21 protein-coding genes and 1 pseudogene are annotated in these 18,667 nt (G+C 66.1%); 12 read left to right on the plus strand and 10 right to left on the minus strand.

From position 1 onward, the window contains the following. Positions 1–27 precede the first annotated feature (27 nt). Together metF and SKA58_RS11420 are read right to left on the minus strand one after the other, a co-directional pair. On the minus strand, positions 28–930 hold the full coding sequence (gene metF / locus SKA58_RS11415) for a methylenetetrahydrofolate reductase (RefSeq protein WP_009822589.1): 903 nt from the start codon (positions 928–930) through the stop codon (positions 28–30). Further along, complete coding sequence (locus tag SKA58_RS11420) at positions 927–1,898, minus strand: ArsR/SmtB family transcription factor (RefSeq protein ID WP_009822590.1); 972 nt, start codon at positions 1,896–1,898, stop codon at positions 927–929. The genes metF and SKA58_RS11420 overlap by 4 nt, the downstream gene beginning before the upstream one ends. A gap of 215 nt (positions 1,899–2,113) precedes the next feature. On the opposite strand from SKA58_RS11420, the gene SKA58_RS11425 reads away from it, so the two are divergent. Beyond that, a complete protein-coding gene (locus SKA58_RS11425) occupies positions 2,114–2,332 on the plus strand; it encodes a hypothetical protein (RefSeq protein ID WP_009822591.1) in 219 nt (72 codons plus the stop codon). Between the two features lie 80 nt (positions 2,333–2,412). After that, positions 2,413–2,649 carry a hypothetical protein gene (locus tag SKA58_RS11430; RefSeq protein WP_009822592.1) on the plus strand — a complete coding sequence of 79 codons (237 nt, stop codon included), beginning with the start codon at positions 2,413–2,415 and terminating at the stop codon, positions 2,647–2,649. Positions 2,650–2,695: 46 nt separating this feature from the next. Here the strand turns inward: SKA58_RS11430 and SKA58_RS11435 are convergent, their stop codons facing one another. Continuing rightward, positions 2,696–3,115 carry a glycine zipper 2TM domain-containing protein gene (locus SKA58_RS11435; RefSeq protein WP_009822593.1) on the minus strand — a complete coding sequence of 140 codons (420 nt, stop codon included), beginning with the start codon at positions 3,113–3,115 and terminating at the stop codon, positions 2,696–2,698. Positions 3,116–3,306: 191 nt separating this feature from the next. On the opposite strand from SKA58_RS11435, the gene SKA58_RS11440 reads away from it, so the two are divergent. After that, positions 3,307–4,296 (plus strand): esterase-like activity of phytase family protein, encoded by a 990-nt coding sequence (locus SKA58_RS11440; RefSeq protein ID WP_009822594.1) that lies wholly within the window; start codon positions 3,307–3,309, stop codon positions 4,294–4,296. A gap of 78 nt (positions 4,297–4,374) precedes the next feature. Here SKA58_RS11440 and rpmB read toward each other — a convergent pair whose 3' ends face one another. Continuing rightward, entirely contained in the window at positions 4,375–4,668 is a 294-nt protein-coding gene (rpmB, locus tag SKA58_RS11445) for a 50S ribosomal protein L28 (RefSeq protein WP_009822595.1), read from the minus strand. Between the two features lie 144 nt (positions 4,669–4,812). Between rpmB and SKA58_RS11450 the strand changes: the two genes are divergently transcribed. Together SKA58_RS11450 and SKA58_RS11455 are read left to right on the plus strand one after the other, a co-directional pair. Next, positions 4,813–5,034: a hypothetical protein gene (locus SKA58_RS11450; RefSeq protein WP_009822596.1), complete on the plus strand. Its 222-nt coding sequence runs from the start codon at positions 4,813–4,815 to the stop codon at positions 5,032–5,034. 37 nt (positions 5,035–5,071) lie between these two features. Continuing rightward, positions 5,072–5,530, plus strand: a complete 459-nt coding sequence (locus SKA58_RS11455; protein ID WP_009822597.1) for a nucleoside deaminase — start codon at positions 5,072–5,074, stop codon at positions 5,528–5,530. Here SKA58_RS11455 and SKA58_RS11460 read toward each other — a convergent pair. Next, positions 5,492–7,390 (minus strand): hypothetical protein, encoded by a 1,899-nt coding sequence (locus SKA58_RS11460; protein ID WP_037543036.1) that lies wholly within the window; start codon positions 7,388–7,390, stop codon positions 5,492–5,494. The two genes, SKA58_RS11455 and SKA58_RS11460, sit on opposite strands and share 39 nt — an antisense overlap. 45 nt (positions 7,391–7,435) lie before the next feature. Between SKA58_RS11460 and SKA58_RS11465 the strand changes: the two genes are divergently transcribed. Then, positions 7,436–7,852 (plus strand): GtrA family protein, encoded by a 417-nt coding sequence (locus SKA58_RS11465; RefSeq protein WP_037543491.1) that lies wholly within the window; start codon positions 7,436–7,438, stop codon positions 7,850–7,852. Here the strand turns inward: SKA58_RS11465 and fdhD are convergent. After that, positions 7,849–8,649: a formate dehydrogenase accessory sulfurtransferase FdhD gene (gene fdhD / locus SKA58_RS11470; protein WP_009822600.1), complete on the minus strand. Its 801-nt coding sequence runs from the start codon at positions 8,647–8,649 to the stop codon at positions 7,849–7,851. The two genes, SKA58_RS11465 and fdhD, sit on opposite strands and share 4 nt — an antisense overlap. Positions 8,650–8,748: 99 nt before the next feature. On the opposite strand from fdhD, the gene mobA reads away from it, so the two are divergent. The 4 genes and pseudogenes from mobA to SKA58_RS20345 form a co-directional block, all read left to right on the plus strand. Beyond that, positions 8,749–9,279, plus strand: a complete 531-nt coding sequence (mobA, locus tag SKA58_RS11475) for a molybdenum cofactor guanylyltransferase (RefSeq protein ID WP_009822601.1) — start codon at positions 8,749–8,751, stop codon at positions 9,277–9,279. 39 nt (positions 9,280–9,318) lie between these two features. After that, complete coding sequence (locus tag SKA58_RS11480) at positions 9,319–9,855, plus strand: DUF192 domain-containing protein (RefSeq protein ID WP_009822602.1); 537 nt, start codon at positions 9,319–9,321, stop codon at positions 9,853–9,855. 50 nt (positions 9,856–9,905) lie between these two features. Next, the gene (locus tag SKA58_RS11485) at positions 9,906–10,304 is read left to right on the plus strand and encodes an NADH:ubiquinone oxidoreductase subunit NDUFA12 (protein ID WP_009822603.1); all 399 of its coding nucleotides are present in this window, start codon (positions 9,906–9,908) and stop codon (positions 10,302–10,304) included. 182 nt (positions 10,305–10,486) lie between these two features. Next, positions 10,487–10,723 (plus strand): annotated as a pseudogene (locus SKA58_RS20345) (DUF2155 domain-containing protein); the annotation flags it as partial. A 35-nt stretch (positions 10,724–10,758) separates the two neighbouring features. Here SKA58_RS20345 and aat read toward each other — a convergent pair. Next, positions 10,759–11,508, minus strand: coding sequence for a leucyl/phenylalanyl-tRNA--protein transferase (aat, locus tag SKA58_RS11495; protein ID WP_009822605.1), 750 nt, complete (start codon positions 11,506–11,508; stop codon positions 10,759–10,761). A 136-nt stretch (positions 11,509–11,644) separates the two neighbouring features. Between aat and SKA58_RS11500 the strand changes: the two genes are divergently transcribed. Continuing rightward, complete coding sequence (locus SKA58_RS11500) at positions 11,645–12,919, plus strand: dipeptidase (protein WP_009822606.1); 1,275 nt, start codon at positions 11,645–11,647, stop codon at positions 12,917–12,919. Between the two features lie 39 nt (positions 12,920–12,958). On the opposite strand, the gene SKA58_RS11505 is transcribed toward SKA58_RS11500, so the two are convergent. Together SKA58_RS11505 and SKA58_RS11510 are read right to left on the minus strand one after the other, a co-directional pair. Further along, the gene (locus SKA58_RS11505; RefSeq protein ID WP_037543501.1) at positions 12,959–14,182 is read right to left on the minus strand and encodes a dihydroorotase; all 1,224 of its coding nucleotides are present in this window, start codon (positions 14,180–14,182) and stop codon (positions 12,959–12,961) included. Between the two features lie 95 nt (positions 14,183–14,277). Further along, positions 14,278–15,273: an aspartate carbamoyltransferase catalytic subunit gene (locus SKA58_RS11510; protein ID WP_009822608.1), complete on the minus strand. Its 996-nt coding sequence runs from the start codon at positions 15,271–15,273 to the stop codon at positions 14,278–14,280. A 127-nt stretch (positions 15,274–15,400) separates the two neighbouring features. Here SKA58_RS11510 and SKA58_RS11515 point away from each other — a divergent pair, with 127 nt between their 5' ends. Then, on the plus strand, positions 15,401–16,756 hold the full coding sequence (locus SKA58_RS11515) for a carboxylesterase/lipase family protein (protein ID WP_009822609.1): 1,356 nt from the start codon (positions 15,401–15,403) through the stop codon (positions 16,754–16,756). Positions 16,757–16,759: 3 nt separating this feature from the next. On the opposite strand, the gene SKA58_RS19495 is transcribed toward SKA58_RS11515, so the two are convergent. Beyond that, on the minus strand, positions 16,760–18,310 hold the full coding sequence (locus SKA58_RS19495; protein WP_009822610.1) for a hypothetical protein: 1,551 nt from the start codon (positions 18,308–18,310) through the stop codon (positions 16,760–16,762). Positions 18,311–18,667: the final 357 nt, after the last annotated feature.

The following is an 18,667-nucleotide window of genomic DNA, read 5'->3' on the forward strand; positions in this document are numbered from 1 at the left end:
GAACCGAACGGAGGGGTTGATTGCGTGTCAGGCTTCCACCGTCACCTTGGGCCTTAAACCCAGCAGATGGCAGATCGCATAGCTATGTTCCGCCCGGTTGAGCGTATAGAAATGAAAGTCGCGCACGCCCCCTTCATAGAGTTTGCGGCAGAGTTCGGCCGCGAGCGTCGCGGATATAAGCTGGCGAGCGGCGGGGCGGTCGTCCAGACCTTCGAACAGGCGCCCCATCCAGGCCGGGACATCGGTGTTGCACATCGCCGCCATGCGCTGGACCGCGGCGAAATTGCCGACCGGCATGATGCCGGGCACGATTTCCGCATCGATGCCGGCGGCACGCACCTTGTCCATGAAACGGAAATAGGTGTCGGGTTCGAAGAAGAATTGCGTGATGGCGCGGGTCGCCCCGGCGTCCAGCTTGCTCTTGAGATTGTCGAGATCGCTTTGCGGATCACGGGCGTCGGGATGAACCTCGGGATAGGCGGACACGGAAATTTCGAACGGGTGGCGCTTCATCAGTCCTTCGACCAGATCGGCCGCGCCCGCATAGCCATTGGCATGCGCTTCGAACCGTCCACCCTGCTCAGGCGGATCGCCGCGTAACGCGACGATATGGCGCACGCCGGCCTGCCAATAGGCGTCGGCAATCTCGTCAATCTCGTCCGTGCTGGCAGCGACGCAGGTGAGGTGCGCGGCGGCGGCAAGCGGGGTTTCCCGCGCTATGCGAGCGACCGTATTGTGCGTGCGCTCGCGCGTCGAACCGCCCGCGCCATAGGTGACGGACACGAAACGAGGCGCGAGCGGCGCCAGCGTTTCGATCGCCGACCAGAGTTGCGCCTCCATCTTTTCCGTCTTGGGCGGAAAAAATTCGAAGCTGACGCGCGCGTCGCCAGCCAGATCCGCATAAAGAGGTACGCGATCATCAATGGTCATGCGGATATCCGTCGTTCGAGCGGCAGGACGTCAGCGCCTTTGCGCCGCCCCAGCCAGAGTTGCACCGTCAATTCCTGCCCCGGCAGACTTTCGACCTGTTCGAGAACCAGGCCCGCATCCGCGAACCAGCCTTCGATCTGGGCATCGGCAAAGCCAAGCCGCGCATGCTGGTCGCGCATGCGCAGTTCTTCCCGCTGATGAGGGGCGAAATCAGCGATCAATACGCGGCCGTTCCGCGCGGTCACGCGCGCCGCTTCGGCAATGACGCTTTCGGGCGCCTGCGCATAATGGAGTACCTGATGGCACAGCACCGTGTCGATGCTGCCCGATTCCATCGGCAGGGACAGGAAATCGCCCAGCAGCAGCGCATATTTGTCGCCCGCATCCTGCGGCAGCTTGGCGCGGGCGAGGCGTAGCATGTCGGGGCTGCGGTCAAGCGCGGTAACCTGGCGCGCGTCGCAGCCGAACAATTCGATCATCCGGCCAGTGCCAGTGCCAATGTCGAGCATATGGCCGATCGGTTCGCGCGCCAGCAGCGCGGTCATCGCGGCCTCCACCTGCGCTTCGGGTACATGGAGCGAGCGGATCGCGTCCCATTCATTGGCATGATCGGCGAAATAGGCTTCGGCCGCGCGCGCCCGTTCGGCCCGGACCGCCGACAAGCGGGCCAGATCGGCCGCCTGCCACAGCACTTCAGACTGCGAAGGTTCGAGCCGATCGAACAACGTGAGGAAAGGCGCGATCCCCTGCCCGCGTGCCAGGCGAAGGAACACCCAGTTGCCCTCCTTGCGCCGTTCGACAAGACCCGCTTCGGCAAGGATGCGCACATGGCGCGAGACGCGGGGCTGGCTTTGCCCGACGACCTGGGCGATTTCGCCCACAGCCAGTTCCATTGCGCGCAAAAGATGCACGATCCGCAGTCGCGTCGGGTCGCCAAGCGCCCGGAAAATGTCGAGAGCGGAGTGCATGAAGACGTCATATAAAGAAATCTTTATATACGTCAATGCCCGTCAATTCTGCGACGAACCAAGCGTAACGACCCCCACAAAGCCTTGCTTTGCGACGAATGGGATTGCCTTGCCTTGATCAAGGCATTACGAATCGCGGCGCAGGCGCAATGGGGGGTGAGCTTTTCTCCGAGAGTGGTCTGCATCTTTTTTTTCTCAGAGAGGGGTTGTTGCCCATGACCAAGTCGATTGCTCTTTCGCTCGTTCTCGCCGCTTCGCTCGGCCTGGCTGCCTGCAGTGGCAACCATGAAGACAATGCGGCCAACATGGCTGCCAATGCTGCCGAGAATGCGTCGAACGCTGCCGACAACGCCATGAACGCTGCGATGAACGCCGCTGACGACGCCGCCAACGCCGCGTCGAACGCGACGAACAACGTTGCGAACGCGATGTAATTGTCCCTGACCAGGGAAGATTTTGCGAAAGGGGTCGCTCCGGCAAACGGGGCGACCCCTTTTCTGTTGGGAGAGTGCCGATGCGGTATCTGTCGGGCCTGGTCGTCCTGGCGCTGCTGAATGCCTGCGGATCGTCAGATAGCGACGGCGTGGGCGGCGTGAGCGCCAGCGAAGCGCGCGCCCTCAATGAAGCGGCCGCCACGCTGGACGCACGCGTCGGCGTGACGGAGGATGGGGCGTCAGAGCTTAATCCCGCTGCGCGGATGGCGGCCGACCGTCAGCGTGGCGCTGCGCCAGCGGCCGAAACGACACGATAAGGGCCGCCCCAGCGGGACGGCCCTATGTGCATCCAGACGATGCGATTTAGCAGTTGCGATCGATCGCGCGGCCGGCCAGAGCGCCGACGCCTGCGCCAATGATCGCGCCGGCGGTGCCGTCGCCACGGCCGTAACGCCCTGAATTGCGACCGACCTCATTACCGAGCAGGCCACCGGCGATCGCACCGATGATGGTGCCGCCCGTGCCATTGTCGCGGCAACGATAACCACCGCGGTAACCACCGCGATAACCACGGTAGGTGTTGCGATAATAGCGTTCGCCGCGATAGCCACGATAATGGTCGCCGCGATAGCCGCGATAGCCCCGGTTATATCCGCGATAATGATCGCCACGATCATAGCCGCGATAATGATCGCGGGCCATGGCGGGCGTGGCGGTGACAGCAAGGGAGGCGGCGCCCATCGCAAGAGCGGCTCCCATATTTACAAGAAACTTCATCTTCATGGTGGTTGCTCCTCCAGAAAAACTGACTTTCATCGGCGAAGCGCGAAGACGGGATTCGCCATTGATGAATGCCTTTATGCCTTATCGGGCTTGAGCCATCGCTGAATGATGCTGTCAGGCGGCGTTCACCTGATGGCGGCCCGTCACTGCTTTGCTGCGTCCTGCCGCATATTGTCCTAAGCGGGGCGGCGATGACCCGAATCCTGATCGTCCTGACGCTGGCGATATTGTTATTGCCCGCGCCGCACCCCGGAAAGCCGGAGGCCGTGCGCGCCGGCACATTGCTGGTCAGCGCGCGAGCACTGCCGCTCGACCCCGCCGATCCGGCGCGGCGCAGCATCGGCGCGCTCACATATCTCGGCGGGTGGGAATTGCAGAGCGCCAATCCGGGCTTCGGCGGCATCTCCGCGCTGCTGGCGGCAGGCCCCGGGGAAATGCTGGCGCTAAGCGATTCGGGCATTTTGATGGGGTTTCATGTCGGCGACGGGCCGCATCTGCGCCGTCCCTTTATCGCCCCCCTGCCCATTCGTCCGCTGGACCGGCATCGCCCCTGGTGGGCGTGGGATTCAGAGTCGCTGACGCATGACCCAGCCACCGACCGATATTGGGTGGGCTTCGAGCTTCAACAGTCCATCTGCCGTTACGGCCCCGGTTTCGCGCGGGTGGAAGCGTGCCGAACCTGGCCGCAGATCGCCGCATGGCCCAAGACCGGATCGATCGAATCGCTTGCCCGGTTGCCCGGCGGACGCTTCATCGCCATCGGCGAAATGGGGATGACAGCGGAGGGACGGCACGAGGCGCTGCTCTTCCCCGGAGATCCGGCCGATGCCGCGACCGGCGATCCCGTCCCGCTGCGCTACACGCCGCCCCGGGGATATAGGCCGACCGATGCAGTCGCGCTGGACGCACAACACCTGCTGGTGCTTCATCGCCGCCTGACGTTGCAGGATCTGTTCACAGCAACGATCGCGATCGTCGACCTGCCCCCGGCCATGACGGCGGGCACGATCCTGAAAAGCCGCACGCTCGCCCGGCTCGCGCCGCCGCTGCTGGCCGACAATTTTGAGGGTATGACAGTAACGCGCGAAGAAGGACGACCCGTTATCTGGATCATATCCGACGACAATCACGAATTTTTCCAGCGCACCCTGCTGCTGAAATTCGCGCTGCCCGCGATGTGACCGCTGGCCCCCGCAAAAGGCAACGCAAAAAAGCGGCCCGTTTCCAGGCCGCTCATTCACCGAAACGAATCGGAAAGATCAGGCCGCCGCTGCGGCCTTCTTCTTGACGATGTCGCGCTTGAGGCGACGGGCCTTGAGCGAGAGCTTGTCATCGCTGGTCTTGACCAGCCAGTTGTCCAGGCCGCCATTATGTTCGACCGAACGCAGACCATGGGTCGACACGCGCAGCTTCACGGTCGTTTCCAGCGCTTCGGAGATCAGCGAGACGTTCTGCAGATTGGGCAGGAACACACGCTTGGTCTTGTTATTGGCGTGGGAAACATTGTGACCCACCTGGCGGCCCTTGCCGGTCAGCTCGCAAATGCGCGACATAGTCTGTTCAACCTTTGAATTCGGGTTCGTTCGGAAAGCCGCGCCGATAACGGGATTCCCTGCGGCCGTCAACCCGGATGGGACGGCACGCAACCCTTTCCCGCAGCGCGGCGTTTGACATGGGTTATATCAAAGGAGGGCGAAATGCGACTCATTGGTGGATTGTTGGTCATTATCCTGCTGGTTCTGGCGGGCGGAATCGCCACCGGCTTCATCGACCTGCAACGCACGCAGTCGGGTAGCCTGCCCGAAGTATCGGTGCGCGGCGGATCCCTGCCTAAATATGAAGCCAATGTGGCCAAGGTCGAAGTGGGCACCCGCAACGAGACGGTCGAAGTGCCGACCGTGGATGTGCGCAAACCCTGATATTCCGATCCTGACCAAGGTGCAGTAAGGGCTTGGCATGGCCACGCCCTTTCCCTTGCCAGCGCCGATGCGCCGCGCCCTTGAACTGGCGCGCGCGGCGCAGGCGGCGAACGAGGTGCCGATCGGCGCGGTGGTGACACGCGACGGCGTCATCATTGGCGAGGGCGAGAATCGCAATCGCCGCGATTGCGACCCTACCGCCCATGCGGAAATGGTTGCGATGCGCGCCGCTGCGGTGCGCCTTCATGACTTTCGGCTGACGGGATGCGACCTGTGGGTGACGCTGGAGCCCTGCCCCATGTGTGCGGGCGCGATTTCCCACGCGCGGATCGCGCGGCTCTATTATGGGGCGGCAGACCCCAAGGGTGGCGCGATCGAGCAGGGGCCGCGCCTTTTCATGCAGCCCCAATGCCTGCATCGGCCGGAGGTCTATGCGGGACTGGCCGAGGCGGAAGCGTCAGCGCTGCTCCGGGATTTCTTCGCTGCCCGCCGGTGAATAGAGAATGCGATAAATCTGATAGGGCAAGGTCATGTCGGTGTTGAGCCGCACCGGGACGAGCCAGCCGGGCCGCTGCCCGCGCATCAGGTCCGCATAGAAGCCGCCGGGGCTGCGCGACTGATAGATGGTGCCTTCGGGGAAATTCGGACAGATCAGCAGATAGGTCGCATGATGCCTGGCGGCGATGGCGCGGAAGCCGGCCGCCTTGCCATCGAAGGCATGATGGATATCCAGGATGGTCGCGCCATTGCGGTGATAGGGGCCGGCTAGGGCGCTGTGATGCGTCGTCGCCAGGATGCGCGGGCCAAGGTCGACCATGGTGAAAATCGTCGCGGGCGGCAACTGGTCCAGCACGGCCAGCGCCGGCAGGGTGCGGCAACGGCCATTTGCTTTCTTGATCGCATCGGTGCGGGCGAGCGCCGCAGGACGCCAGGCCTTGGGCTTTTGCCCGGTCATGTCCTGATAGAGCTTCACCGCTTGTGGATAGAGCGGATAGGCAAAGGCGATCGCGCCGAGCACCACGACCCCGGCCACGCCAGCGATGCGGGCGCGGCGCGATCCGGCCAAAACCGCCGCAACCAGCCGGTGCGCGGCCCATGCGGCAGGCGGGATGGCGAGCAGTTGCGCCGCCGGCCCGGCGCGCAATTGCCAAAACAGCAAGGCGGTCGAAAAGACCATCATCGCCCCCACGGTCGCCCAGGCCCAAAGGCGTTCACCGTCGCGCCGCGCATCCCACAGCGCCCAGAGCAGGCCGATGAGGCCAGCGGCGGGGATAGCGAGCAACGGCACGACCAGGCTTTGCGCCTGCGCGGTGATGGGTTTCGCCTCACGGATGTTGGCGAGCCACAGGCGCTGGAGCTCAGGCGAAATCTGATAGGGGCTAAGGCATTGCGGCCAATTGAGCCAGACGAAGAGGCCAAGCGCCCCGCCGACCAGCGCGCCTGCGGCAAGACGCATGGGCCAGCCGCGCAGCGGCGCGAGCGCCAGCAGCACCATCCCCGCCCCGGCCGCGCCGAACACCGCCACCCAGATGGGCGAAAGCGCATCGCAGACCATGGCGCGATTGGCATAGCTGGCAAAGAGCAGGTACAGGAGCGAGGTCGCGCCCGACAGGCTGAGCGCATAGGCGAGCATCCGGCTTTCCGCGCCGGGGCGGAATACCCAGCGCAGCGCGATAAGCGCGCCGCCCGCCGCCAGATAGACGATCATTTCCATGCCGATGGCGATGGACAGCGCGCTGCTGACGCCGGCCATGATGCCGCCGCGCAGCCGGTTGGCATCGATCACTCCGGCCAGCATGGTAAGCGCGAGCGCCAGCTGCCAGCCATGATGGTCGATGCGCATCGGCGCATACATGCCCAGCCCCATCTGCGCGGCGAAGGGCGCGACCACCGCGAGCAGCCAGCCATGCGGACCGGCCAGCCGCCGGCCGATGAAGCCGAGGGAGAGCATCAGCAGCAGCAGCGGCAACAGGGGCGCGATGCCGCAGGCCAGGCGATCGGCCATGCCCTGATCGACAAAGGCGCGGAAGAACAGCATCAGCCCGGCAATGGGCAGATCGACGATGCGCGACCAATGGATATTCGCGCCGCCCGGCGGATCGAGCCGATATTGGCGCAGGTCGAACCAGCCCTGCCCCGCCAGCCAGTCCTTCACCTGGACATAGCGGATATTATCGTCGGTATCGCCAAGCACGAGCCAGTAGATGGCCGGCCAGCGCGTCGCCACCATGGCAACGGCGGCGACAACCCAGATCAGGAAGGTCAGCCATTTCCAGTGACGGCTGGACCAGCGGGCCAGATGACCCGCCAGGACCATCGATTTCGCGCGCATGTCGTGCCGGCTTTGCAAGTTCATGCCGGTCGATTAGACGACCCGCTTCAAAGCGCAACGGGGGCCATGATGATTTTCGCCGAACGGTTGAGCCCGCAGCGGCGCGCGCTGTTCTGGCAGATCGTCCGCTATGGCGTGACCGGCCTGTTCGTGACGGCGTGCCAGGCGGCGATCTACTGGTGTCTGGCGACGCTGGGCGGGCTGCATGTCCAGATCGCCAACCTGATCGGCTATGGCGGGGCGGTGTGCGTGGGCTATGTGGCGCACAGCCTGTTCACCTTTCGCGACCAGGCGCGCAGCGATGGGCATGGCGCGCGCGGCGTGCGGTTCGTGGCGGCGTCGCTGGTCAGCTATGGCTTGAACGCGCTGTGGGTGTGGCTGTGCGTCACACATATGGGCTGGCCCGAATGGGCGCCCATCCCCGCGATGCTGTTCGTGACGCCGGCCATCATGTTCGTGCTCAACCGGCAATGGGTGTTCCGCTAAAGCGCGTTGCCATAGGCCAGCAGCGCGTCGGGCCGCGCGAGCACGACCAGCGGCAGGCCGGCGGCCGCCGCGCGGTCTACCGCAAGGCTGGTCGGCGCGGAAATGGTAACGAGCAGCGGGCAGTCGGCCAGCACCGCCTTTTCCACCAGTTCATAGGAACAGCGCGAGGAGAGCAGCGCAAAGCCGCCATCCCAGCCAAGGCCGGCACGGGCCATCGCGCCGATCAGCTTGTCAAAGGCGTTGTGGCGGCCGACATCTTCCCGCGCCAGGCGGATGCGCCCCTGCGGATCGACCAGGGCGGCGCAATGGGCAGCGCCGGTCGCGGCGTTCAACGGCTGATGATCGCGCAGGGCAGAAAGCGCGCGGAAGATGGCGGCGCGATCCGCGCGGGACATGGCGGTCACGGTCGGCAGCGGCCGCAAGGCCTGTTCCAGTGTTTCGACGCCGCACAGGCCGCAGGCCGAATCGGAAGTGCGATGGCGCACGCGCTGGAGCAGATCGCCGGTGCGGTGCGGCGGCAAGGTCGCCCGCGCGATGACACCTGCGCCGGTCGCATGGACGTCGATATCAAGCAGCGCATCGTCGCGCGACACCAGCCGTTCGGCGAGGCTGAACCCCTGGACCAGATCGACGATATCGTCGGGCGTCGCCATCAGCACGGCATAGCCCGCGCCATTATATTCGATCGAGACGGGCATTTCCCGCGCCAGCGGCCGGTCGACCGGCGCGGTCGCACCATCGGGGGTCAGGCGCAGGAAAGGCTGGAGGTCTGGAACGGGATCGGGCGGCACTGTCATTATGGGCGACCCTAGGCCCCGCCCGGCAGGCTGGCAATGTCGCGGCTAGCGGCGCGCGCCTGTCCTGCCTATGACGAAAGCCGGCCTTGAGGAGACGCCATGTCGACGCAGATAGTGCTAGGGGCGGTGCTGGCGGGCGGGCGGTCCAGCCGGTTCGGCAGCGACAAGGCGCTGGCGATGCTGAACGGCCGCACGTTGCTGGATCACGCCATCGCCGCGATCAGCCCCCATGTGGGGCAGGTGGTGGTGTGTGGACGCGCGGGCGGGCTGGCGGACCGTCCGCAGCGCGATATGGGACCGCTGGGCGGCCTCAACGCGGCGTTGCATCATGCGGTCGACCATGGCTTTGCCGGGGTTCTCACCACGGGATGCGACATGCCGGTCTATCCTGCGCAATTGCCCGCCTTGCTAATCGGCGCGCAGGCCGCGGTGGTGGATGGCCAGCCGCTGTTGGGATGGTGGCCCGCTCCGCTCGCGCCGATGCTGGACGCCCATCTGGCCGGCGAGAACAGCCGGTCGATTCGCGGCTGGCTGGAGGCGGCGGATGGGCGGATGGTGACGCTGGAGGGCGTCGCGCTGCCCAATATCAACCGGCCGCAGGATCTGGCGGCGCTGCAAAAGGCGCAATAGCCCCTTCCCCTCGGCACGCGATTCGCTCTAGGCAGACGCATGATGCGCGTCGCCAGCCTGTTCGCCCTTGCCCTGCTAGCCGCCTGTCAGGGGGACAAGGCAGACAGCGAACACGACAAGAGCGAGGTTGCCGCCGCCAAGGCCCCTGCCCTGTTGCCCGTCATGATCAAAACTGCCAGCGGCGCGCACCGGTTTGATGTCGAGGTCGCCCGTACTCCGCAGGAGCAGGACAAGGGGCTGATGTTCCGCAAGGTGATCGCGGCGGACGGGGGCATGCTGTTCCCGATGGACCCGCCGCGCACCGCGAGCTTCTGGATGAAGGATACGCTGGTGCCGCTCGACATGCTGTTCATCCATAGCGACGGGACGATCGCGTTTATCCAGGCACAGGCCGAACCTTATTCGCGCACGCCGGTGTCAGCCGGAGTGCCGGTGGCGGCGGTGCTGGAACTGCGCGGCGGGCGCGCGGCGGAGCTGGGCATCGGTGAAGGCGACAGGGTGAGTTGGGGCGGCTGCGCGGTGCCGACGGAAGGGCTGGCGACCGATCTCAATTTCTGCCCGGTCCCGGCGCGCTGACGCCATATCCGGCTTGCCCGCGTCCGTCGCAGCGGCTAAGCGCTTGGGCCATGGGTATCCTGGCAAACATCTTCACCTGGTGGAATGGCGCCACCTTTGGCACCTGGCTCTTTACCAAGCGCAAGGGCAGCAAGGTCGGCGAGGATCATCAGGGCAATGTCTATTTCGAAGGCGGCAAGGACCCCAATGGGCTGACCCGCCGCTGGGTGATCTACAGCGGCGCGAATGACGCCAGCCGCGTGCCCGCCGAATGGCATGGCTGGCTGCATCATTCCATCGAGGGCGCGCCCGAAAGCTTCCTGCCGCCGCCGCGCATCTGGGAAAAAGAATCCACACCCAACGCGACCGGTACGCCCCAGGCCTACCGCCCGTCGGGCGCGCTGGAAAAGGGCGGCCTGCGCCAGAAGGCGACCGGCGATTATGAGGCGTGGAGCCCCGACGCGGCATGAGCGGACGCCCGGCGGGATCGTTCCCGCCGATCCTTTCGTACCTGGTCATGTTGCCCTGCGTCCTGACGCTGGCCGCTTGCGGCGATGATGACGCCCTGCCTCCCGCGAATCGGTCTGGCCCGGTCAAGGTGGAGGGCACGCCGATCCGCCCCGCCGACAATGGCGTCATGCCCGGCACGCCGATGGCCGAGCGATCCGCCGTGCTGGGCCTGCTGAACAAGCGCAACGGCCTGACCCGTGACCTGACGTTGAAGCCGGGCGAAGCGGTCCGGGTGGGCGATGCGATCGTGCGGTTGCAGGCGTGCGAAACCACCGCGCCATGGGAAAATATCCAGGACACCGGCGCTTTCGTGCAGCTGGACGTGCGCAGCAGCGCCGACAATAAGTGGCGCCGCGCCTTTTCCGGTTGGCTGTTTCGCGACCGGCCCGACCGCAATGTGGTGCAGCACCCGATCTATGACGTCTGGGTCAGAAGCTGCGCGATGGAATGGCCCGAAAGCGGTCCCGACACGGTCAAGCTGGGCGCCAAGGGCGAGCCGGTGTCGGCGCGTCCGGCCAGCGGGGAGAACGCCAGCTCCGCCGCCGCGCCCGACCCGGCGGCCAGCACGTCCGAACCCGCCCCCAGCGACAGCGAACCCACGGCCGCGCCCAGCAATTGAAGATAGTCGCGCTGGCGGATTTCGATGGCCCCCATCGTGCGCAGATGATCGGTCATGAACTGGCAGTCGAGCAGGGTGAAGCCGGCAAAACGCATCCGCGCCACCAGCCAGGCCAGCGCCACCTTTGACGCGTCGGTGCGGCGCGACACCATGGATTCGCCGAAGAAGGCGGTGCCGAGCGCCACGCCATACAGGCCGCCGACCAGTTCCTCTCCGTCCCACACCTCGATCGAATGGGCGAAGCGCCGGGCATGCAGGTCGACATAGGCGCGCTCGATCGCATGATTGATCCAGGTCGACGGGCGGTCGGGCGCGGCCTGCGCACACAGCGCCAATATGTCCCCGAAGGCGCGGTTGGCAGTGACGCGGAAGCGATCGCGGCGCAGCACCCGGGCCAGCGAGTGCGACAGGTGGAACTGCTCGAGCGGCAAGATCGCGCGATATTTGGGTTCGACCCAGTAGACATCGCGGGCGTCACGATCATCCGACATGGGGAAGACGCCGATGGAATAGGCCTGCAACAGGATCAACGGATCGATCAGCATGTGGGCCTTAGGATAGCAGAGGAAACGCCGACAGGGCCAGTGCGTTCATGAGCGCAAGTTATGGCTTTGCGATCACCGGGAACCGGGCGTCGGAAGCGATTGACTTGCGTCCTGCCCCCCTTAGCCTGCCTTTCCCATGAAGATGCTGTCCCTGGCGCTGGTGCCGTTGCTGTTCGCCTCCCCTGCCCTCCATGCCGCCGATGATCCCGCCACGGGCCCCTATGCCGCGCGCATAGCCAAGGTGCTGAAGGCGACGCCGCTGATCGACGGCCATAATGACTGGCCCGAGGCGTTGGCGGAAAAGGCGAAGGATGCGCGCTGGACCATGGATTTAAGGCGGCTGGACCCAGCCACCTATCACACCGATGTCGAACGGCTGCGCGCTGGCGGCCTGGGCGGGCAATTCTGGTCCGTCTGGGTGTCGGCCGACCTGCCGCAGGTGCAGCAGGTCAAGGATACACTGGACGCCATCGGCATGGTGCACAGCCTGGCGGCCCGCTATCCGCAGGATTTCCGGCTGGTGCGCACGGCCGCCGAGATGCGCGCGGCGCATAAGGCGGGGCGGATCGGATCGCTGATGGGCGTGGAGGGCGGCGGCCAGATCGATGGCAGCCTGGCGGTGCTGCGCGCCTATCACCAACTGGGCGCGGGCTATCTGACGCTGACCCACAGCCGCACGATCGGCTGGGCCGACAGCGCGACCGACAATCCGAAGCATGACGGCCTGACCCCCTTTGGCGAGGCGGTGGTGCATGAACTCAACCGGCTGGGCATGCTGGTGGACCTGAGCCATGTCAGCGAGGCGACGATGCTGGACGCGCTGCGCGTGACGAAAGCGCCGGTGATCTTTTCCCACAGCAATGCGCGGGCGCTGTGCGACACGCCGCGCAATGTGTCGGACGCGGTGCTGAAGCAGGTGGCGGCCAATGGCGGCATCGTCATGGTCAATTTCGCCGCGCAATATGTGTCGGAGGCGCGCCGGGTCTGGGGCGCGGATCGCAGCGCGGAGATCGCGCGCAACAATGCGCCGCCCTTTGGCGGGCTGTATATCGGCGATCCCGAAGGCGCGGCCAAGGCACTGGCGGCATGGGAGGCGGCGCATCCCAAGCCCCAAGCGACCATCAGCCAGGTCGCCGACCATGTCGAGCATATCGTCAAGGTGGCGGGGATCGACCATGTCGGCATCGGCAGCGATTTTGACGGTGTCGGCGACCTGCCCGAAGGATTGGGCGGGGTGCACACCTATCCCGCGCTGCTGGCCGAACTGATGCGGCGCGGCTGGAGCGACGCGGACATCGCCAAGCTGGCGGGCGAGAATATCCTGCGCGTCATGGCGGCGGCGGAAAAGACGGCCGCTGCGATGAAGGACGAACCCGAAGGCAGCGCGATGCCGCCTGCTGATCCGGCCTGACCATTGGCCGTCGACAAGCCCGCAAGGCTCAGCGGCTAATCAGAGGAACGCCCCGCCCTTCATCACGCGGCGGGCTCGGCCCTGCACCGGCAGCTTGTCGAACGGCGTGTTGCCCGCCGACGCCGCCATGCGCGATGAATCGACGATCCATGGCGCGTCGGGGTCGATCAGGATGAGGTCGGCGGCGCTGCCCGGTGTGAAGCTGCCCGCGTCGATGCCCAGAATTTTCGCGGGGTTGGCGCAGAGCAGGGTCATCAGCCGGTTGATCGAGACATGGCCTTCGCGCACCAGGTTGAGCGAGAGCGCCAACAGCGTTTCCGCGCCCGCCATGCCCGGCGCCGCATCGGCGAAGGGCAGGCGCTTGTCCTCCGGCCCGCGCGGATCATGGCCCGAGGTGATGACATCGACCGTGCCGTCGGCGACGGCGGCGATGCTGGCGAGGCGATCGGCCTCATGGCGCAAAGGCGGCGACAAGCGCGCGAAGGTGCGGAAATCGGTCGCCGCCTGATCGTTGAGGAACAGATAGGCGGGTGTGATGCCGCAGGTGACGCGCAGCCCTTCCGCCTTGGCCGCGCGGATGAGGTCAAAGCCGGCGCGGGTGGTGACAAGCCGGAAATGAATGGCCGCGCCGGTTTCGCGCACGAGCATCAGGTCGCGGGCGATCGCCATGGCTTCAGCGCAGGCCGGTGCATGCGGCAGACCCAAGCGCGTCGCGGTTTCGCCGCTGGTGGCGACGGCGCGGGCCGTGAGGCCGCCATCTTCGGCATGGGCGATGAGCGTCAGGCCAAGCCCATTGGCATAGGCCAGCACGCGCAGCATCACGCCGGAATCGGCGATCCACTGGCGGCCCGTCCCGACCGCCTTTGCCCCTGCCGCCTGCATCAGGCCCATTTCCGCCATTTCGCTGCCCATCAGGCCGCGGGTCGCGGCGGCGATGGGATGGACCCAGAAATCGGGCTTGCCCGCGCGCGTCGCCTGGCGGATCAGGCCGACATCGTCGAGCGGGGCGCGCTGGTCGGGCATCAGCGCGGCGCGCGTGATACCGCCGAAATGGAAGGCCGGCTTGTCGGTGGCAAAAACGCCCAGGTCAACCAAGCCCGGCGCGACAACCAGGCCGCGCGCGTCGATCCGATCCGCATCGGCCGGCACGTCGATCTGTCCCGCCGCGACGATCCGGTCGCCCTCGATCAGGATGACACCGTCACGCAGCGCGTCGGCGGCAGGATCGGCGAGCTTGCCATTGACGATGGCGCGCAGGGTCATGCCCATCCCTTCTTTGGTGGTCGGGATGTTCAAGCCCATCCCCTCTTTGTCGGTCGGGATGTTCAAGTCCATCCCCTCTTTGTCGGTCGGGATGTTCAAGTCCATCCCTCCGTGCCTCGCGCGCTGCGGGTCAGCACGTCGAGGCAGGCCATGCGGACGGCGACACCCATCGCCACCTGCTCCGTGATGGCCGAGCGATCGGGATGATCGGCGACGCTGCTGGTGATTTCCACGCCCCGGTTCATGGGACCAGGATGCATGACCAGCGCGTCGGGCTTGGCGATGGCCAGCCGTTCGGGCGTCAGGCCATAGAATGCATGATATTCGCGGGCCGAAGGAATGAACGCCCCGTCCATCCGTTCATTCTGGAGCCGCAGCATCATCACCACGTCGGCACCATCCAGCCCTTCGTCCATGGACGTGTAAGGCGTGGCCCCCAGCATCTCCACCTCGGGCGGCAGCAATGTGGGCGGCGCCACAGCGCGGACCTGCGCGCCCAGCGCGGCGAGGCAAAGCATGTTGGAGCGGGCGACGCGGCTGTGCAGCACATCGCCGCAAATCGCGACCACAAGGCCCTCAAACCCGCCCTTGCGCCGCCGGATGGTGAGCGCGTCGAGCAGCGCCTGCGTCGGATGCTGATGCCAGCCGTCGCCGGCATTGAGCACCGGGCAGTCGACCTTGTCCGCGATCAGCGCCACCGCGCCAGAACTGGCGTGGCGGATGACGATGACATCGGCGGCCATGGCGTTGAGCGTCATCGCCGTGTCAATCAGCGTTTCGCCCTTCTTCACGCTGGAGGTCGCGGCCGCCATGTTCACGACATCCGCGCCCAACCGCTTGCCCGCGATTTCGAAGGACAGCAGGGTGCGGGTGCTGTTTTCGAAAAAGGCGTTGATCTGGGTCATGCCGGCCAGGCGATCATCATGTTTGCGCGCCTGGCCCTTGTTCGCCTGCGCCCAATGGTCCGCTTCGTCCAGCAGGAAGCGGATTTCCCAGGGTTTGAGATCGGCGATCGACAAGAGATGCCGATGCGGGAACAGCGCGCGACCGGTAAGGTCGGACGAGACGGACGCGGCGGGCAAGGGAGGCATGAGCGCCCCTTTAGGCGAGCGCCGGGAACAGGGCAAGAGAGGTGGCCCGACATACGACGTCTGCGCCATTGGCAACGCTGTCCGGGGCAGGCATAGTGGGTCCTAAGGGAGCAGGACAGGACGAGATATGACGCAACCCAAGGGATTTTTCGCCGCCATGCTGGGCGTGGCGATGGTGATGCCGGCCCATGCGGACGCCGCCGCGCCGGCCGCGTCGGTGGCGACGACCGAATATGGCAAGGTGCAGGGCAGCATCGTAGATGGTGTCGAAAGCTGGAAGGGCATTCCCTTTGCTGCGCCCCCGGTCGATGCGCTGCGCTGGCAGCCGCCCAAACCCGCCGCGCGTTGGAGTGGAGTGCGCGAAACGACGGCCTATCGCAATGATTGCATGCAGGAACCCTTCCCGAGCGATGCCGCGCCGCTGGGCACCACGCCGTCGGAAGATTGCCTGTACCTCAATATCTGGAAGCCGGCGGGCGCGGCGGGAAAGCTACCCGTGATGGTGTGGATCTATGGCGGCGGTTTTGTGAATGGCGGATCGTCGCCGCCCACCTATAGCGGCGCGCCAATCGCCAGCCAGGGCGTGATGGTGGTGAGCTTCAACTACAGGCTGGGGCGCTTTGGCACATTCCGCCACCCCGCGCTAGGCAAGGACCAGGGCGTCAATTACGGGCTGCTGGACCAGATCGCGGCGCTCAAATGGGTCCAGCGGAACATTGCAGGCTTTGGCGGCGACCCGGATCAGGTGACGATCGTGGGCGAAAGCGCGGGCGGCCGGTCCGTCCATGCGCTGATGACGACGCCGCTGGCCAAGGGACTGTTCGACCGGGCCGTCATCATGTCGGGCGGCGATGGCAAGCCGGGCGCGCTATCGACGCCCGCCGATGCGGAACGGCTGGCGGCGGCGTTCGGGCAAAGCCAGGGGATTGCGCCCGATGCGCCGGACGCCGCGGCAAAGCTGCGCGCCCTGCCCGCCCGCGCCGTGGTGGGCGACCTCAACCTGGCGAAGATGGAGAATTTCTTCAGTCCCGTTACGGATGGGCGCAGCGGCGTGGACGTGATCGCCGCGCATGAAAGCGGTCGCGCACCAGTGATCCCGGTGATGATCGGCGCGACCAGCGCGGACATTGGCGGGCCGGATGGACCGATGGTCGCAGGCGCGCGCGATCTGGCCGCGCGGTTCGCCGGGCGCGGCATGCCGACCTATGCCTACCGCTTTTCCTATGTGGCGAGTTCGGTAGGCGGCACCAACGCTTATCATGCCACCGACATCCCATTTTTCTTTGACACGCAGGCCATCAAATATGGCGCGGCGACCACGCCGCGCGACAATCATATGGGCGACATCATGAGCGGCTATCTGGCCAATTTCGTGAAGTCGGGCGATCCCAATGGCGCAGACCTGCCGCAATGGCCGCGCTACCGCGCAGATGGGGGCAAGCAGATGGACTTTGCCACCAGCGGCGAGGCTGTAGTCGAGTAATTTTCACCGGCCTATGTCGATGCGCTGCGGCTGACCGGTGGCGGGCAGGTGTAGCGCACCGTCCCGCCACTGCGCCGCGCGGCCATTGATCCGCGTCGCGGGCGGGGTGCCGGCGAAGGGCCAGCGCAGCACGAAGCCGCCGGTCGGGCGCGCGTCGCCGCCGATCGTCACCGTCATCCGATCGGCGCTGCCGGCCATCGCCAGATTGAGGGCGCCATGGGGCGTGCGCAGCCCTTCGATGCGAACCCCCTGCCCCGACAACCAGTCGCCGGTCATGCCAGCACCCAGCACGAGGGTTTCGGCCGCCTTGTCTTCATAGGCGAAGAGGTCGAGCGCGGCGCGGATATAGTCGGACGCGACCCAGGCATGGGGCAGATCGCCCAGAAAGCGGATAGCGCGCGGCTCGCGGCCCACGACTTCGGCCCAGGCGTTCCAGCCCGCCGGGCGGCGATCGCGCATGTAGATGGCCAACAGGTCATTGGCGCGTTGCGGTTGACCCAGGCGCAGCATGGCGGACACATTGCGCAGTTCATAGGGGGTGTAATCGTCCCAGTCGGTCGATGTGGCGCGGCTGGTCACGCGCCGCCACTGACGGTCGAACGTGTTGTGGAGCAGCCGCTGGTCGAGCCGGGGTTGCAGCGCCGTAATCTCCAGCGCCATAGTGGTGGAGGTCGCATCGAAATCCCCCAGGCTGGTCGCGCCGGGGATGAAATCGATCGACCAATGTTTGGCCGCAGCGTCGATGGCATTCAGTATGTCGCCGGCAAACTGGTCGCGCTGCGCGGCGATGGCGGAGGCTTGCGGCTTGCCCAGCACCTGCGCGGCGTAGAGCGCCCCGTCATAGCCGGCCAGCCCCCAGAAATCGTCCCAGAGGCTATATTGGGCCTTTGCCGAATAGGCTTCGTGGCTGATCGACGGCGGCAACAGGCCGTAGAGCATCTGCCGGTCGGGCGTCTGGTTGACGGCGGTGCGTTCGGACAGGCGCAGCCCGTCCATATAGCGGCGCGCGGCGTCCAGCCGGTCCCAGTGGCGCGCCAGCAGCGCGGTGTCGCCGGTGTAGCGGTGCAGTTGCGCCAGCAGATGGATATATTCGCCATGAGAGTCATTTTCCGGCACCGGGTCCGCGCCCCGGAAATCGACGCAGCATGGCACTTTGCCATTGGCGAAGAGATGGCCGCCATACCAGTCGGCAAAGGCGATCGCTGGATCATTGACGCCAAGGCGCAGCAACGCGTCCGACATCATCGCGCCGTCGCGAATCCAGCTGCGATTATAGGAACGGGTGCCGGGCTTGAGCGCGGGGCCATCGCGGCTGATGAGAATGTCGGCCAGCGCGGTGCGCAGCGTGTCGACCACTTCCTGCTTGGCGGGCGGCACCTGGATCAGGACGCTGCCCAGCCGCTGCCGCCACTGGTCCGCCGTGCGCGCCAGCGCTGCGTCGAAATCGGAGGGCGCTGAGCCGGCAAAGGCGACCGGCACGTCCAGCGTTTCGCCGGGCGGCAGGCGCATCGTCCAGCTGAGGCGCGCCTGCGCCATATGCGCCTCGTCCTGCACGTGAGTGGCCGTATGGCAATGTTTCGGGCGTGGCGAGCGCGCCCTGGTCGAAGCCACCCATGCCCACTGACTGGGGTGTCACCATGGGGGTGAGCAGGCGATCGACCGGCGGGTCGCCGGCGACCGGGCCGGGCTGTCGAATATGCAGGCGCGATCCGTCCCAGCGGATCGCGGAAATCGGGCTGACGCCGCCGCGCTGGGCCAGGAATTGGGCGGGCGGGTTTACCTGAAAGGGCCGCACGGGCCAGCGTAAGGGTGAAGGTGCGCGGCTGATCACTGTCGTTGCGGATGCGCCAACGGCCGAGCAGGCGGGGTTCGTCGCCCTCCGCCTGCGCGAAGGCGGTGCTGTCCAGCGTC

Source organism: Sphingomonas sp. SKA58, from assembly GCF_000153545.1.
Classification (GTDB): Bacteria; Pseudomonadota; Alphaproteobacteria; order Sphingomonadales; family Sphingomonadaceae; genus Sphingobium; species Sphingobium soli.

Bases quoted from the DNA above. Each gene is read 5' to 3' on its own strand.
- SKA58_RS11440 (WP_009822594.1), top strand. From the start codon at position 3,307: ATGACCCGAATCCTGATCGTCCTGACGCTGGCGATATTGTTATTGCCC.
- fdhD (WP_009822600.1), bottom strand. From the start codon at position 8,649: ATGACAGTGCCGCCCGATCCCGTTCCAGACCTCCAGCCTTTCCTGCGC.
- SKA58_RS11420 (WP_009822590.1), bottom strand. From the start codon at position 1,898: ATGCACTCCGCTCTCGACATTTTCCGGGCGCTTGGCGACCCGACGCGA.
- SKA58_RS11480 (WP_009822602.1), top strand. From the start codon at position 9,319: ATGATGCGCGTCGCCAGCCTGTTCGCCCTTGCCCTGCTAGCCGCCTGT.
- SKA58_RS11515 (WP_009822609.1), top strand. From the start codon at position 15,401: ATGACGCAACCCAAGGGATTTTTCGCCGCCATGCTGGGCGTGGCGATG.
- metF (WP_009822589.1), bottom strand. From the start codon at position 930: ATGACCATTGATGATCGCGTACCTCTTTATGCGGATCTGGCTGGCGAC.
- SKA58_RS11505 (WP_037543501.1), bottom strand. From the start codon at position 14,182: ATGACCCTGCGCGCCATCGTCAATGGCAAGCTCGCCGATCCTGCCGCC.
- rpmB (WP_009822595.1), bottom strand. From the start codon at position 4,668: ATGTCGCGCATTTGCGAGCTGACCGGCAAGGGCCGCCAGGTGGGTCAC.
- SKA58_RS11465 (WP_037543491.1), top strand. From the start codon at position 7,436: ATGATTTTCGCCGAACGGTTGAGCCCGCAGCGGCGCGCGCTGTTCTGG.
- aat (WP_009822605.1), bottom strand. From the start codon at position 11,508: ATGCTGATCGATCCGTTGATCCTGTTGCAGGCCTATTCCATCGGCGTC.
- SKA58_RS11460 (WP_037543036.1), bottom strand. From the start codon at position 7,390: ATGAACTTGCAAAGCCGGCACGACATGCGCGCGAAATCGATGGTCCTG.
- SKA58_RS11485 (WP_009822603.1), top strand. From the start codon at position 9,906: ATGGGTATCCTGGCAAACATCTTCACCTGGTGGAATGGCGCCACCTTT.
- SKA58_RS11455 (WP_009822597.1), top strand. From the start codon at position 5,072: ATGGCCACGCCCTTTCCCTTGCCAGCGCCGATGCGCCGCGCCCTTGAA.
- SKA58_RS11425 (WP_009822591.1), top strand. From the start codon at position 2,114: ATGACCAAGTCGATTGCTCTTTCGCTCGTTCTCGCCGCTTCGCTCGGC.
- mobA (WP_009822601.1), top strand. From the start codon at position 8,749: ATGTCGACGCAGATAGTGCTAGGGGCGGTGCTGGCGGGCGGGCGGTCC.
- SKA58_RS11435 (WP_009822593.1), bottom strand. From the start codon at position 3,115: ATGAAGATGAAGTTTCTTGTAAATATGGGAGCCGCTCTTGCGATGGGC.
- SKA58_RS11500 (WP_009822606.1), top strand. From the start codon at position 11,645: ATGAAGATGCTGTCCCTGGCGCTGGTGCCGTTGCTGTTCGCCTCCCCT.
- SKA58_RS11510 (WP_009822608.1), bottom strand. From the start codon at position 15,273: ATGCCTCCCTTGCCCGCCGCGTCCGTCTCGTCCGACCTTACCGGTCGC.
- SKA58_RS11430 (WP_009822592.1), top strand. From the start codon at position 2,413: ATGCGGTATCTGTCGGGCCTGGTCGTCCTGGCGCTGCTGAATGCCTGC.
- SKA58_RS11450 (WP_009822596.1), top strand. From the start codon at position 4,813: ATGCGACTCATTGGTGGATTGTTGGTCATTATCCTGCTGGTTCTGGCG.